This window comes from Gardnerella pickettii (assembly GCF_029226345.1).
Taxonomy (GTDB): domain Bacteria; phylum Actinomycetota; class Actinomycetes; order Actinomycetales; family Bifidobacteriaceae; genus Bifidobacterium; species Bifidobacterium piotii.
Genome location: NZ_JAKNCU010000001.1, coordinates 716,923 through 731,907 on the forward strand (window position 1 = coordinate 716,923; position 14,985 = coordinate 731,907).

The window sequence follows — 14,985 nt, forward strand, 5'->3', positions numbered from 1 at the left end:
TAACTTCACCCCTTTTATTGCAATTGAGCAGGCTGATTATTAACGCCAGCCTCGCTGCGTTCCATAAGCATCTTGCTCATTCCTTCTGCAGTAGGATTTTGCACGTCTTCAACGATTTGACCATCTGCAAACACGATTGCTCTATCTGCATAAGACGCTGCAACAGCGTCGTGAGTAACCATAATCACAGTTTGACCAAGCTCAGTTACAGACTTCTTCAAAAAATGCAAAACTTCCAAGCTGGAAGCAGAGTCGAGATTTCCGGTAGGCTCGTCTGCAAAAACTACGGAAGGCTTAGAGATTAAAGCTCTAGCAATTGCAACCCTTTGACGCTGACCGCCAGAAAGCTCAGCAGGCCTATGCTTTAAGCGATCTTGCAAGCCAAGAGTATTAATCAAAGTATTAAACCATTGCTTATCTGGCTTTTTGCCTGCCAAAGTAAGAGGCATAAGAATATTTTGCTCAGCGCTAAACATTGGAAGAAGATTAAAACTTTGGAAAATAAACCCAACCATTTCGCGGCGCATAAGCGTAAGCTGATTATCGCTCATACCTGTAATATCTAGGCCATCTACCAAAACTTTTCCAGAATTAACGCTGTCAAGACCAGCTAAAGAATGCATTAACGTTGACTTTCCAGAACCAGAAGGGCCCATAATCGCAGTAAACTTGCCGCGCTCGAAGCTAACGCTAACATCTCGCAAAGCGTGAACAATGCCTGCGCCCTTGCCAAAATCTTTAACAACATGCAAAGCTGCAACCGCAGTCTCGCCAATCAAACCTTCTTGAGCGGAATAATTCATTTGCGTAAAACGCGTATCTTGACTATTTTCAACACTCATTTTGCACCTCACATACTTCTGTGATTACCTTACAATTACAATTTACGTGATTAAAAACGCATTCTCTATAGTGCGTAAGGCTGATATTTTCATTGGAATAATAGGGATTTTGATATTAAATTTTGATATAAAAATGCTCTTATGTAAAATCGTCATACTTTAGTATGAGAAGCTTGCATAAGATTGTTAATGCTACAAGCTCAAATTTGCATTTCACGCGATTAGTCAAATACAAAATAAGTCAATTTTTAATGCAAAATAAGTCAATTTGGCAACTACAACACCATCAATTAAAGAATTTTTCTTAAGACGATTAATATTTTTCTTTCAAAATAAGTATTACAAATCATATGCTCGAATTTTTATAAATGTGCTTATTTATATCTAAAATAAATAAAAATGCGTCAAATTAGTTAGTTTATGTTCATTTTAATTGTTTATTTGTTAATTTTAGTAACAAAACACTTATTTAACACACTCGCCAAATGTCATGCAATATTGTAAAATATTAATCGACTACCAAAATTTGGCATGAGCCAACAAGAAACTCAAAGGAGATTTTCGCATGGTCTATAGAATGATTTTCAATCAGACTGCTTACTTCGGTCGCGGAGCAATCAAAGAGATTCCAAACGTTGCTAAAGCGCACGGCTTCAAAAAAGCATTTGTAGTAACAGATCCCGTTCTTGTAAAGACGGGAACCGTTAAAAGAGTTACCGACGTTCTAGAATCCGCTGGTCTTCCATACGAAGTATTCGACAATGTAAAGCCAAATCCACCTGTTGAATGCATTCAAGACGGTGTAGAAAAGTTCAAGGCATCTGGCGCAGACTTCCTTATTGGTCTCGGCGGCGGCTCTCCACAAGATACTTGCAAAGGCATTGGAATTATTGTAGCTAACCCAGAGTTTGGCGATGTTCTTTCTCTAGAAGGCGTTGCAGATACAAAGAATCCTTCTGTTCCAATCTTTGGCGTGCCAACAACCGCTGGAACCGCGTCCGAAACAACAATCAACTATGTTGTTACCGATACCGCAAAGCTTCGCAAGTTCGTTGCAGTAGATCCTCACGATATTCCAATCGTTGCATTCGTAGACCCAGATCTCACCGATTCCATGCCACGCTCGCTTAAGGTTGCAACTGGTTTGGACGCACTCACACACGCAATCGAAGGTTTCATTACACCAGGTGCATGGAGCCTTTCGGATTGCCTGTCTTTGCAAACAATTCGCATGATTGCACAAAACCTTGCAAAGAGCGCAGACGGAGACGTTCCAGCAGGCGAACAAATGGCTTACGCAAGCTATATAACTGGCATGGCATACTCCAACGTTGGTTTGGGCTTGGTTCACGGCATGGCTCACCCACTCGGTGGTCGCCTTGGCGTTGCTCATGGCGTTGCAAACGGAATTTTGCTCGCTCCTGTTATGGAATATAACAAGGATTACACTGGCGAAAAGTATCGCGATATTGCTGCAGCATTCGACGTTCCAAACGCATACACCGACGACCTCGAAACCGTGCGTAATGCTGCTGTAAAGGCAGTTCACGACTTAACGGTTAAGCTTGGAAATCCTACTAAGATTAGCGAAGTTGGAGCTAGTGAGGCAGATATTGAAGGCTTAAGCCAAGATGCTTTGGCAGATGTTTGCACTCCAGGAAACCCACGCAAGGCCACTTTGGAAGATATTCGCAAGATTTACACAAGCTTGATGTAGCCTATTAGCGTAGTCTTCTAAAAATAAGCAAACAATAAATAAATACGCAATATTTAGAACAAACAATTTGTGGACGCAACCTATCTTGATTTAACTCTTGTGTTAACTCTTGATTTAAGTTGCGTCCACATTTTGTATGCAATAAGTCATAAAGCCTATATCTACAAGCCTTCTATTAATCAATAACAGGCTGAGTGCTGTCTCTAATAACAACATGAGCAGGAAGAACTAGCTGATTTTCAATTTGCTTACCTTCTCGAATCGCAAGAATCATACTAACAGCATTTTTTGCCATAATATCAAAAGGCTGATTAACGGTTGTTAAAGAAGGCATCAAATATTGTGCTGGGTAAACGTCGTCAAAGCCCGCAACCGAAAGCTCTGTTCCTAACTTAATTCCGCGCTCGCGAGCTGCACGATACACATTTACAGCAGTAATATCGTTGCAAGCAAAAATCGCAGTTGGACGCTTACATTTAGGCAAATCCAAAAGACTACAAGCCATTTTGTATCCAAGCTCTGGAAGATAATCGCCCTCTTTTACTAAGTCTTTATCAACACTCAAACCAGCTTGTTCCATAGCAGCACTGTATCCAGCAAAGCGAGCAACACCAGATTGAACGTTTAACGGACCTGTAATAACGCCAATTCGCTTATGACCCAAGCCAATCAAATGCCGAGTAAGCTCGTAGGAACCTGTCCAATTATCAATAGAAATCGTGTGATCATTGCCGTTGCCAACAGAAACTGGGTCAATAATTACAAGCGGAATATTGCGCATACGCAAAAATTCTTTATCTTTTTCTTCTAGATCAGACATTTGCGATATAACGCCCAAAGGGTTTCTATCTACGATTCCGCGCAAGCATTCCTCGCGCTTTTTGCCATTGTTAGTCTGAGCAACCGTAAGCGCTAATCCTTCTTTTTGCGCCCAGCGAGACGCGTAAGTAATCATCTCAATCGTGCCATTATTTGCAACGTAATCTACAAGTAGCTCAACTGTTGGAGAAATTTTAGTGCTAACAAGAGAATAATCGCGCCCACTTTTAGCTAGAACTTTTTCTACACGCCTTCTAGTTTCTTCCGATACTCCCGACCTACCATTTATTACCTTAGATATTGTAGACGGAGAAACACCAGCTTCTTTAGCAAGCTCTACAATTCTAGGCTTCGACGATTCAGATTCTTCTAAACCACTTTGTTTGCTATTTATTGCCATTTTTCTCCCTTTCTAGCTTCTACGCGTTTTTGCTTAACGCATTTTCCATCTAAATCATTTTCTATCTAAATCACTAATCTTAAAGAAAAATTCGCATACATACTTAAGATTATCCGCAATAATACAAGCTGCCAGAAAAACTGAAAAATGGAATTATTGCTTGATTTATCAAGGTTATTACAGGTTCCATAATACACTATTTCGCATTTAACGCGCAAAAATCGCGAAAATTTCTTACGACACGCCGAATAATAAAATTATTTGCCATTAGTCGCAAGCAAAACGCGGACTGAATGCGCGATTTTCCTTACTAAAAAGCTCAATTTTTCAATAATCAAAAAATCAAAAATATGACATTTATCACATTGTGTCATTGTCGAAATATTCGCAAAAATCGCTTTACGAAAATTTCTACTCATACTACAACATTTTTCCATTATTTTGATATAAAATTACAAATGTAGATCACAACGATCTTAAAGCAAAGGAGCACAAATCGTTATGAGTACAATTACATCAGTAAAAACCTATGATTTTAGATTCCCTACGTCGCAAACACTTTCTGGGTCCGACGCAATGAACAAAGATCCAGATTATTCATCCGCATACGTAGAAATCAAAACCAGCCTAGACGATGGCATTAAAGGCGTTGGATTTGTATTTACAATTGGCCGCGGCAACGATGTTGTTTGCGCAGCAATCGACTCCATGTCTCAAGTGCTTATTGGCAGGAATGTAGAAGAATTACTAGACAACATGCGTCTTGCATGGGATCTTTTTGTTCACGACTCGCAACTTCGCTGGCTAGGCCCAGAAAAAGGCGTAGAGCATATGGCAATTGGCGCTATTTTGAGCGCGTTGTGGGATATTAAAGCAAAGCGAGCTGGAAAGCCTTTGTGGCGCTTGCTTGCCGAGATGGATCCAAAGGAATTAGTCTCTACGCTCGACTTCCGCTACATGACCGATGCTTTAAGGCCAGAAGAAGCAATCGAATTCTTGCAAGATGGCCAAAAAGGCAAGGAAGAGCGAATTGCTGATTTGCTTGTAAACGGCTACCCAGGCTACTCCACTGCCGCAGGCTGGCTCGGTTACAGCGATGAGAAAATGGTTGCAATCGCTAAGGAAGAATCGCAAGTTAAAGGCTTTAAGCAAATTAAGCTTAAGGTTGGTCAAAATGTAGATGACGATTTGAGAAGACTCGCACTCGCTCGCGAAGCAATTGGCCCAAATGTTCGCCTTGCAGTAGACGCAAACCAAGTATGGGATGTTCCAACAGCAATCACTTGGATTAATCGCTTCCACGACTTCGACTTAGCTTGGGTAGAAGAGCCAACAAGCCCAGACGACGTTATTGGTCACGCAACAATCGCCCGCGCAATCAACCCAATACCTGTGGCAACTGGCGAGCAAATGCAAAGCAGAATCATGTTCAAGCAATACTTGCAAGCAAACGCATTTGGAATCATGCAAATCGACGCAACTCGAGTTGCAGGTCCACAAGAAGTTGTTCTCGAATACTTGCTTGCGCGTAAGTTTAACAAGCCAGTTTGCCCACACGCAGGTGGCGTTGGATTGTGCGAAGCCGTGTGCCACTTTGCAATGTTTGATTACGTTGCAGTTTCTGGCACAAAGGAAGGCCGCATGATTGAATACGTAGACAATCAGCACGAGCACTTTGTACATCCAACACAAATCAAGAATGGTAATTACGTTGCACCAACTGCCCCAGGTAATGGCACTGAAATGACGCTGGAAACGGCTGAAAAGTATCTTTATCGCGGATAGTTATGCAATTGTGGCTAGCAGTTTACATTAATCTGTTTATTTTAAATTGCTAGCCACTTTAATCAAGATTCATAATTTAAGATTCATAATTTAATAATCAAAAAGCAAACCACATCATTTAACAAAGGAGTTCATTATGGATTTGCATTTGGAAGGCAAAGTTTTCATCGTAACAGGTGGATTCAAGGGCATTGGTAAGGGCATTACGCTTCAGCTTGCACAAGAGGGCGCAATTCCAGTAGTTATTAACCGCGCAGACCCTGCAGAAGAGACATTCCGCAAGGATATTGAGCAATATACAAAGAACTACGATGTTTATCTTCTCGACTTAAACGACACGGACGAAATCGCTCCAATTATTGAAGAAACCTACAAGAAGTATGGTCATATTGACGGCATTGTAAACAACGCTGGCGTTAACGACAACAAGGATTTGGAATCCACTTCTTGGCGCGACTTTGAGAAGTCGATTCACGGAAACCTCACTCACTACTACGAGACTGTTCATGCTGCTGTAAAGTACTTAAAGGAAAGCCACGGAGCTGTTGTGAATATTTCTTCTAAGACTGCTCTAACTGGCCAGGGTAAGACTAGTGCTTATGCTGCTGCAAAGGGCGGAATCTTAGGCTTGACTCGCGAATGGGCTGCAGCACTTGTTCATGACCGCGTGCGCGTAAACGCAATTGTTGTCTCTGAATGCTGGACCCCACTGTATGCAGATTGGATTAAGACCTTTGGCGATGAAGCCGCTCAGCAGGCTCGCTTGAAGGTTATTACCGACAAGATTCCTCTGGAAAACCGCATGACTACCACGGAAGAAATTGGAAACGAAGCTGCATTCCTGCTTTCGGATCGCTCTTCGCACACCACTGGTCAGTGGGTATTCGTTGATGGCGGCTACGTGCATCTTGATCGCGCTTTGTCTTAAATCACAAATGCAAATTTAAGATTCGGTGCAATTTAACTAGTCGATGGTGCGCAATGCAAAATGTGTGCTTGCGCACCATTGCACAAAATCATTTAAGAACTTAAAATCTTAAACTCTTTGAATTATTCTCACACTGGAGTGACGATGACTACAAAAGAAAACGACAACGTGGTTGTTAACAATAACAAAAGTAGCTCAAAAACTATAATTGCCATCGTATTGGTAACATCTTTGTTCTTCGTATGGGGTTTGACCATGAATTTGGTCAATGCTCTTAATTCCCCATTTGGACATTACTTAAATCTAAATAACACAGAAGCAGCGCTGCTTCAGGTTGCATACTTTGGCGCATACTTTGTAATGGCTATTCCTGCAGGTTTAATCGCAAAGCGCTTTGGGTACAAGGGCGGCGTAATTAGCGGTCTTGCACTCTTTGCAATCGGCGCATTTGCTGTAATTCCTGCAACCGCTACAGCAAGCTATGTTATGTTCCTTATAGCAATGTTTATTATTGCTCTTGGTGCTGCAACTTTGGAAACAAACTGCAACCCATACATTACAAAGCTTGGCGACGAAAAGGGCGAATCCTTTAGAATCAACATGGCACAAAGCTTTAACGGCGTTGGCAGCATTGTTGGCCCGCTTATTCTTGGCAATATTATTGGTAAAACCGTTAAGCAAGGCGAACCAGGATTTGAATTTGCTAAGTCGAAGTTCCTTAGCGATACTCGCATGATTTACATTGTTATTGGCATTGTTCTTATTGCGGTTATTGCAATCTTCTTCTGCTTTAAGCTTCCTACACCTCCAGGAGATGTTGAGGCAGATCAAGGAAATAAGGGCGATTCTTCATTCTTGCATCTTGTTAAGAAGCCATACTTTACACTTGGCGTTATTGCAGAATTTGTATTTGTAGGCCTTCAGGTTGTTGGAATGGCAATGTTCTCATCGTTTGCTCTTAAGCACTGGGGTGCTGGAGTAACAACTGGTATTGCGGCGTCTATGCTTGCAATCGTTTCCTTAATGTTTACTCTTGGTCGCTTTATTACAACGCCTCTTATGACAAAGTTTGATAGCGATAAGATTCTTGGAATCTACATGGTTTTGAGCGCAGTGCTTATGTTTGTAGCATTCCTTGGACTCGGCAAGATTTCTGTAGTGGCCTACATTATCTCCTACCTGTTTGTGTCTATTGGATTCCCAACTGTGTTCTCACTTACCTTAAAGGGAATTCATGGCTCTGCTGCAAAGACTGGCTCTTCCGCTTTGATTATGAGCGTTGTTGGCGCAGCTATAATTCCACTATTCCTTGGATTTGTACAAGATTTTGCTGGCATTGAGGTTGCAGTGCTGCTCACCGTTCCAGGATTCTTGTATGTTGCTTGGTACGCTCTTTGGGGCTCCAAGATTGGTCTTGTAGAAGCTAAGTAATTCGCAAATAACTACAAAGTCTTTATTTGAAAGTCTTTAGAAATACTTTAGAAAGGAAAGTTTATTATGTCTCAACTTCGTATTTTAGATTCCCATTTTCATATTTGGGATCCAACAAAGCAAGTCTTGCCTTGGCTTGATGGCTTAGACAAGCTAAACCACACTTTTACTCTAGAGCAGCTAGAAAAAGAGTATGCAGACTTGGGTGTTGACTTCCTCGGCGGCGTATACGTTGAGGTTGATGCTGCAGACCACGAGCTAGAAGATAGGCTTATTGGCGAAAATCCTAATCCAAAGATTCTGGCTAAAATGCTTAGGGTTACATTGGATCCATTTATGCGCGTGCCAATTCACGCAACTGGTATTCGCGAGCCTCTTCATATTCCAAGCGAGCCACGCGGACGCTGCCTAGAGCCTTCGTTTATTGGCGGCCTTAAGGCAATGGCAAAGAAGGGCATGCCTTTTGAGCTTTGCAATCGTGGCGAAGAGCTTTCAGATATGGCTAAAGCTTTTGAGCAAGTTCCAGAAGTTACTGTTGTTCTAAACCATTTGGGCAATGTTCCAGGATTAGACGAGGATTCCTGCAATGCTTTGCGTGCGTTTGCAAAGCTTCCACACAGCTATATTAAGATTTCTGGAGATAATCCAGTAAATCCAGATATTGTTAAGTTTGTTAAAGACACGTTTAGCCCTGATCGCCTACTCTTTAGCTCTAATTGGCCAGTTGTTAAGTTGAATTCTTCGCTTAAGCAGCATCTTGACTTAATGGTTGAGCTTTTCGGCGACGACGAAGATTTCTTCATGAATAATGCAAAGAAGGCGTATGGTATTAAACTGTAATTAATTAAGTTATTTTAATAGTCGATTTTAATAGTCGATTTTAGTAATCATTGCTTATGGGGTGTAAGATTTTGCAAGTTAAAGTCTTATGCCCCATAATTCAATACACAGAATAATTAAATACACAAAATAATTAAATAAAAGGACGAATTTTATGACTACTTCTAATAACGCAAAGCTTGATTTGCATGCTTTTAAGGGCGTTTTTTGCCCATCAATAACTGTAAGCAAAGATGATGGAAGCATTGACTACGACTTATGGGCAAAGCACTTAGACCATCTGATTGACGCTGGGATTAATGGCATATTAATTTTTGGCAGCATTGGCGAGTTCTACGCATACCCACTTAGCGTAAAAAAGGAAGCTGCTAAGTTTGCTATTGAGCACGTTAATCACAGAGTTCCAGTTCTTATAGGCGTTGGAAACACAAATCTTAACGAAGTACTTGACTTTACTAAGTTTGCGGAAAGTTGCGGAGCAGACGCTGTTGTAGCTGTATCTCCATATTACTTTGGACCAACTGCACCAACTGCCGAACGCTACTTTGGCGCAATTGCGAGCGCAACTAGCTTACCTGTTATTCTATACAACTTCCCTGCTCGAACTGGCAGCGATTTAACACCAAGCTTAGTTGCAAATCTTGCTGAAAAATACCCGAATATTGTTGGTATTAAAGATACTGTAGATACTATAAGCCATACTCGCGCAATGATTGATGCCACTAGACGCGTAAACACAGATTTTGTTGTTTTCTCTGGTTTTGATGAGTACTACACTCCTAACAGGATTGCTGGAGGAAATGGCGTGATTTGTGGTCTTACTAATGTAGAGCCAGAAACTTTTGCATCTTTGCATAAATCGTATGAGACTGGCGATTTTGCGCATCTTATTGAATGCGCTAAAAGAATCAGCCATTTGATGGCAGTTTACAACACTACCGACTTGTTTATTTCTGCGATTAAAGCTGCTGTAAATCTTAAGGGATTGCCGATTAGCACGCTTGTTCGCGAGCCTGCAAGTCAAGTTAATAGCGAGCAAATCGAAGTAATTCGCGAGCTTCTTAAGTAAAGTAATAAGTCACTCAAATAATAAATCAAGAATAAAAAAAGAACGGCCTCACACACTCTAAGCCGTTCTTTTTTATATTTGTTTAACTACTTTCTAATCTTATCTAAACTTTTCTATCTAATCTAATTACCAAAATCATAAGGTTGACTACTAGAAGGCTGTGTACGAGTTATAAAATCACCCATTCCTGGAACAGTAAACGCAACCATCCCACGTTTAGAAGAATAAATCAATCCTAATTTTATGAGAGATTCTCTAATTACTGATAATTCTTTACTCGGCTTACCAATTAATTCAGCTAAAGAACTTGTAGGAACTGGATCATCGCCACCAAGTTTCGACATAGCAATTAAATAATTCCTTGCACATTCAGACGCTCGCTGCCATCTAGCGGCATAAAGACCATCATCAAGCTTCTGCCTTGCTTTAACTTGGCCAGCCGTAACAGAACTCAAAGTTATAGGGTTTGAATCAGACTCGTTCCAAGCAGCTTCACCATATGACTGTATAAAATAAGGGTAACCACCAGAAAGCTCAACCAGTCGTTTTAGGGCTTTAGAATCAAATGTAACTCCTTCACTTTCAGCAGGAATTTGAAAAGCTTTAATAGTAGATTCCTCATTTAACTTATCTATACGACGGTATTCAAATAATCTTTCTGCATAAGATCTAGACTTGCTCAAAACGCCAGGAAGATTAGGTAAACCAGCACCAATAATGTAAAAAGGAAGAGATAATTGACCTAAATTATGTTGTATGGAAATAAGAACTCCAAGTAAATCTGAATCCATTTCTTGCAACTCATCTATAAACAAGAAAAATCCAGATTCAATCTCTTTGAGCTTTCTTGATAAATCTTTAATAAGAAGCTCAAGTCTTAAAGAATCATTTTCCTTCTCTTCTACTTTCTTACTTTCAAATTTTGCAGAGACGCCCAAAGCGCTCACTGATACGCTGCTAACAGATGAAATTACTTCAGAAATACGAGACTTAAGATTCGTGTTATGCATATCGAATTCAGAAACAGCAAGACTAATTGCTCTAAAAAGTCTTGCATAATCATCTTCAATAATTCCACTTGATTCTATACGAGCAGTTAGCATGCCGTTGTTTGAAGCGTATTCATCGAGAGTTACAAGCAAGGCAGTTTTGCCAACGCCTCTTAAACCGCTAAATATTATTCCTCTATCGACTCGTTGCAAACCAGTTCTTGCAACTAAAGTTTTAAAAGTTTTTATATCTTCTTCTCTACCAGCAAGCTCTGGAGGTTTGCATCCTGCACCTGGAGTGAACGGATTTTTAATATGCAAAGACAAATCTTCAATGTTCATTTCTCTAATCACCCTTTTTAAAAGAATTATCTAAACTTTTCCGTCTAATCTAAGTATATCTAAACGTATCTAAGTATATCTAAGTATATCTATATAAATCTAATATAGTCAACATTAATTCTAACGGTATCTATTAGCTAAAATCTATTAGCTAAAATTTAATATGAAAACTAAATTTTACGCTGTTAGCATGTGAATCTCTTAAATAAAAATCGTTGAGGCTTAGGTTTTACTCCCAAACCACAACGATTTCGCAAAGATTATTACTCTTTTCGCACAGGAAAAAATCTCGTCTGAAAAAACTATATATGTAATATTTTCTACAGTTCTATAAATAGGACGATAAGACCCATCCGTAAGTTTCCAACTATCATCGGGTTTTTCTACAAGAGGATTCAACTTAGTAATTCGATTATCAGAAAATTCACTTTCACCATGGTGTACTATTTTATAACCTTCAGGAGCTTTTATTTCTGGAAAAAAAAACAACATTTGTAATTTTAACATTATTAGGAAATGTATTACCCCAAAAGTATACAATCTTTATCCATTGTCGCCTAGAAAAACGTTGTAAATAAGGCTTCTCGACGGTCTGAAGAAAAAGAAAAATGCAAACGATAATCTGGCGGTGAATTGATGCTAAATTTTTTCTTTTTTATGAGTGTTTTTTGAATTCAAGGGTGTACATATTCAAGGGTATGTATATCAAAAGTAAGGGGTGTTTTGTTTTTGGTATGGGTTGTGTATGGGCTTCTAGAGTGATGTGTTAAAAACTACTTTTATTTTAAGAAAAAGATTTTGGCTTATAAACCGGTTTTAACAGTAGGGAAACACGTCAGTTGTTTACTGACGTGCTCTCATTGTTAGATTGTGTACTTTCTTTTAATTAACGTTTTACTTCACTTTTACTTCCGTCCAGGAATGTAAATTCTATTTTTCCATCGTTGTAAATAGTTAGATAGTCAACCATGCTAATCCAAACGTTTTTATCAAATTCTACTAGCATCTCTTGTTTTCCCAAAGTTTCGATAAAATATTCAACCTCATCACGTCTTGCTTGCTTGTCAGCAATAATAGCTTTGACTTCTTTAAGCCTTGCTTCTGCGGTATTAAACCTGTTCACTAGACTCGTATATTTTTTCTCATACTCATCCTGGTCCTGCAATTTCCGCGCATTTTCATTGATGCAGTTGTTAACCTTGTCAGCTACGATGTTGAGTTCTTCTTCGAGTTTCAGTTGTTCATTTTCAAGACTTGAGGTATCAAAAACAGTTTTTACCATCTCTTTATGTGTTGCGATGATTTCTTGTTTATCTTTAACAAGCATATTTACACCCTTAATAAACAGTGTTTGAATCTCATCTTCTTTTAAGTGTGGAGTGGTGCAGTGTTCTTCAAACTTGTGATTACACTGCCAGATTCTGGCTCTATACTTATCGGTTGAATGCCATGTTAATGAAACCTTAGCCTTGAACTCTGAAACTATTTATAGGAATCCTGAAACTTTAACCTTGGAACTCTGAAACCTTAGCTTGGAGCATCATACTATTTCTTATTGAGGATAAGAAAGCTTACATCTCAAATAACACTCAAAAGATAACATACAAAAAGATGGCTCTAACACATCGCTAGAGCCATTTTCCACTAACCAATACTCGTTACTTAAAACAAGCAGTGCCTACTTATTTGCTTTCTTCCATTATTTTCTTTTTACGAAGAATTGCAAGTCCAGCAATCGAGAAACCTAAAGCTGCGAGCAAGCCTGCAAACAATGCCGAATCACCCGTCTTAGGAATCATGCCAATACGCTTTTCAGACTGCGGCTTAGGAGCTGGCGTCTGAGGATTTGGCTTGAGTTCCGGCGCTGGTGGATTAGGCTTCGGCTCTGGTGTCGGTACCAGTGGAATCGGTGTTGGATTAGGCTCTGGATCCGGTGTTTGAGTTGGCGGATTCGGAGTTGGATTAGGCTTCGGCTCTGGCGACGGGTCTTCGGGGCACAGTGTAACAACCGCGGCAGCCTGATCACAGCCGTCCTCTTTTACACCGTTTAAAAAATAATGAACAGCCGGATTGCTTTCCAGGGCAAATGCTTTTACATACGCCTCATAAACCGAATTTTTGTTGGGCGTTATGTCTTCCCCAATCATATTGTTCATCTTATTTTCACGCGTTACGGCGCAGCGCTCACACCCGGCCAACCCGTCCGGGGTATTATTCTCAAACAGCTTTTTATTGACGGCGGCATCGGTGAGCGAATAATACGGCAGAGCTCCGCGCTGCCACTGCTCATACTCCGTCATATCCTGACAGTCCTCCCCGTAACCGCCACCCGGCTCGTTAGAACACCGCGAAGTTGTGTTGGTCACCCGCACAGGCAGTACCGTCAGTTTGGACTGTATTTTTACGTCCCCTTCTATTTTCAGCGTGAAGACTCCGTGCTCTTTTATCTCAAAACTGTATTCATGATACAGATTATGGTTTTCCATACCCTGCGCACCGCTTCTGTAATTCAGGTATGCCACTTCAGGATGATTCGGATCTTCGGAAGCATACGATCCGCTTCTGTATACTCCCAAATTGGTATCGTTCACATCGGAGACAAGCAGACCGCCTTTTGCGGAAGAAAGATCATTTCCCTGCCCGTCACGAAATTCCCCGTTTTGATCAGGCGCAAAATCAACAATGGGAACGGCCTTGTTTACCATACGCACCGGAACGGGAGGTTCGGCATTGCCCGAAGATGTTGGCGGCCGTTTGGCTAAAATTTTTTCATATTCTTCGGTATCCGGCACGCTCACGAGAGTTACTTTTACGTTTTGCAGCACATTTGGCACAAACACCGATGTTTTCCTCACATAATTCACGTTGTCGGCAGAGGTGAAAAGCATGGAAGAGTGCAGATTATATGCAATATGAGCCGTATCTCCGATTTTTTTCACACAGGTATTTTCACCGTTGCAGTTCACCGCGCCACCGGTCACGGAACTTATTCCGCCGCCCCCAATTGCAAACGCACTTTGCGCAAAAGCAAAATTTACGGCAAAAACCGTAAGAGCCAATGCACCAAAAATACCGATTACCCGATTAGTCCTTCCCATGAAGACTCACTTTCTGGGTAAGCACGCTCTCGGCGGCATTTCCCTGTGTCGTCGTATATTACGAAGTATCATAACAGACATTCTCCTCCGCCACACGGGATTTCGGGTATCACGGTTACAGATTCGAAAAATACGGCGTCTACAGATTTTCCGAATGAAAATTATGCGCACTCAGCCGTATGAACCGTTCGCGGTTTCTTTTGGGCTCTCCGCCGTTAAAATATATTTCGCATGAACGCGTTTTTCTTGGGCGGACAGCTTTATTTTTCCGAGAAGTGCCTGAAGGGGTTTTAAAAACATATAATCATATATGCACAACAGGGCTAATTAAATACAAACGCCATATGAAATTAACATTTTTTATTTACTGACATATATCTCACGGCCACAATCCTCCGACATCCGACTCGGTCACTCACATAGTGATATATTGGAAAAACTCAACTCTCACACTTTTTGACCCGATTTGCCTTTGGGTAAGTTACCGAAGAGCGTTTTGTATGCACGGTGCTATTCCCCTAATTCCCCGAGAGCCTAAGTATCATTAGGCTTTTGAGGCTATTTTCCTTCCACTCTTGACATCAATACGACACTCTCGACGTGAACAGAAAGCAACAGTTTTAGAGTTCAGAAGGAGCAATTTCAGAGTATAAAAGGAAAAGTTTAATTGCATACAAGAGTTAAGAAACTAGGGTTATAGGCCAAAAATTAATATAATAAAAAAC

The 14,985-nt window shown here is 40.6% G+C and carries 11 protein-coding genes; 6 read left to right on the plus strand and 5 right to left on the minus strand.

Annotation, left to right across the window (positions count from 1 at the left end):
* Positions 1–14: 14 nt before the first annotated feature.
* Entirely contained in the window at positions 15–842 is an 828-nt protein-coding gene (locus MAF46_RS02775; RefSeq protein WP_004132833.1) for an ABC transporter ATP-binding protein, read from the minus strand.
* Positions 843–1,407: 565 nt separating this feature from the next.
* Between MAF46_RS02775 and fucO the strand changes: the two genes are divergently transcribed.
* Positions 1,408–2,559: a lactaldehyde reductase gene (fucO, locus tag MAF46_RS02780; RefSeq protein WP_018642869.1), complete on the plus strand. Its 1,152-nt coding sequence runs from the start codon at positions 1,408–1,410 to the stop codon at positions 2,557–2,559.
* Between the two features lie 175 nt (positions 2,560–2,734).
* Here fucO and MAF46_RS02785 read toward each other — a convergent pair whose 3' ends face one another.
* Positions 2,735–3,778 (minus strand): LacI family DNA-binding transcriptional regulator, encoded by a 1,044-nt coding sequence (locus MAF46_RS02785; RefSeq protein WP_018642866.1) that lies wholly within the window; start codon positions 3,776–3,778, stop codon positions 2,735–2,737.
* A gap of 501 nt (positions 3,779–4,279) precedes the next feature.
* Between MAF46_RS02785 and MAF46_RS02790 the strand changes: the two genes are divergently transcribed.
* The 5 genes from MAF46_RS02790 (at position 4,280) to MAF46_RS02810 (ending at position 9,831) form a co-directional block, all read left to right on the plus strand.
* On the plus strand, positions 4,280–5,563 hold the full coding sequence (locus MAF46_RS02790) for an enolase C-terminal domain-like protein (RefSeq protein WP_004111883.1): 1,284 nt from the start codon (positions 4,280–4,282) through the stop codon (positions 5,561–5,563).
* Positions 5,564–5,699: 136 nt separating this feature from the next.
* Positions 5,700–6,491 carry an SDR family oxidoreductase gene (locus tag MAF46_RS02795; protein ID WP_004130434.1) on the plus strand — a complete coding sequence of 264 codons (792 nt, stop codon included), beginning with the start codon at positions 5,700–5,702 and terminating at the stop codon, positions 6,489–6,491.
* A gap of 144 nt (positions 6,492–6,635) precedes the next feature.
* Positions 6,636–7,922, plus strand: a complete 1,287-nt coding sequence (locus MAF46_RS02800; RefSeq protein ID WP_004132838.1) for an MFS transporter — start codon at positions 6,636–6,638, stop codon at positions 7,920–7,922.
* Positions 7,923–7,988: 66 nt separating this feature from the next.
* On the plus strand, positions 7,989–8,762 hold the full coding sequence (locus tag MAF46_RS02805; protein WP_004130431.1) for an amidohydrolase family protein: 774 nt from the start codon (positions 7,989–7,991) through the stop codon (positions 8,760–8,762).
* A 154-nt stretch (positions 8,763–8,916) separates the two neighbouring features.
* Positions 8,917–9,831, plus strand: a complete 915-nt coding sequence (locus tag MAF46_RS02810; protein ID WP_060785929.1) for a dihydrodipicolinate synthase family protein — start codon at positions 8,917–8,919, stop codon at positions 9,829–9,831.
* 122 nt (positions 9,832–9,953) lie between these two features.
* On the opposite strand, the gene MAF46_RS02815 is transcribed toward MAF46_RS02810, so the two are convergent.
* The 3 genes from MAF46_RS02815 to MAF46_RS02825 all read right to left on the minus strand — a co-directional run bounded on the left by MAF46_RS02815 (position 9,954) and on the right by MAF46_RS02825 (position 14,260).
* Positions 9,954–11,162 carry an ATP-binding protein gene (locus MAF46_RS02815; RefSeq protein ID WP_060785928.1) on the minus strand — a complete coding sequence of 403 codons (1,209 nt, stop codon included), beginning with the start codon at positions 11,160–11,162 and terminating at the stop codon, positions 9,954–9,956.
* Positions 11,163–12,048: 886 nt separating this feature from the next.
* The gene (locus MAF46_RS02820) at positions 12,049–12,327 is read right to left on the minus strand and encodes a hypothetical protein (protein ID WP_196485405.1); all 279 of its coding nucleotides are present in this window, start codon (positions 12,325–12,327) and stop codon (positions 12,049–12,051) included.
* A 517-nt stretch (positions 12,328–12,844) separates the two neighbouring features.
* Positions 12,845–14,260: an LPXTG cell wall anchor domain-containing protein gene (locus tag MAF46_RS02825; protein WP_060785925.1), complete on the minus strand. Its 1,416-nt coding sequence runs from the start codon at positions 14,258–14,260 to the stop codon at positions 12,845–12,847.
* Positions 14,261–14,985 lie beyond the last annotated feature (725 nt).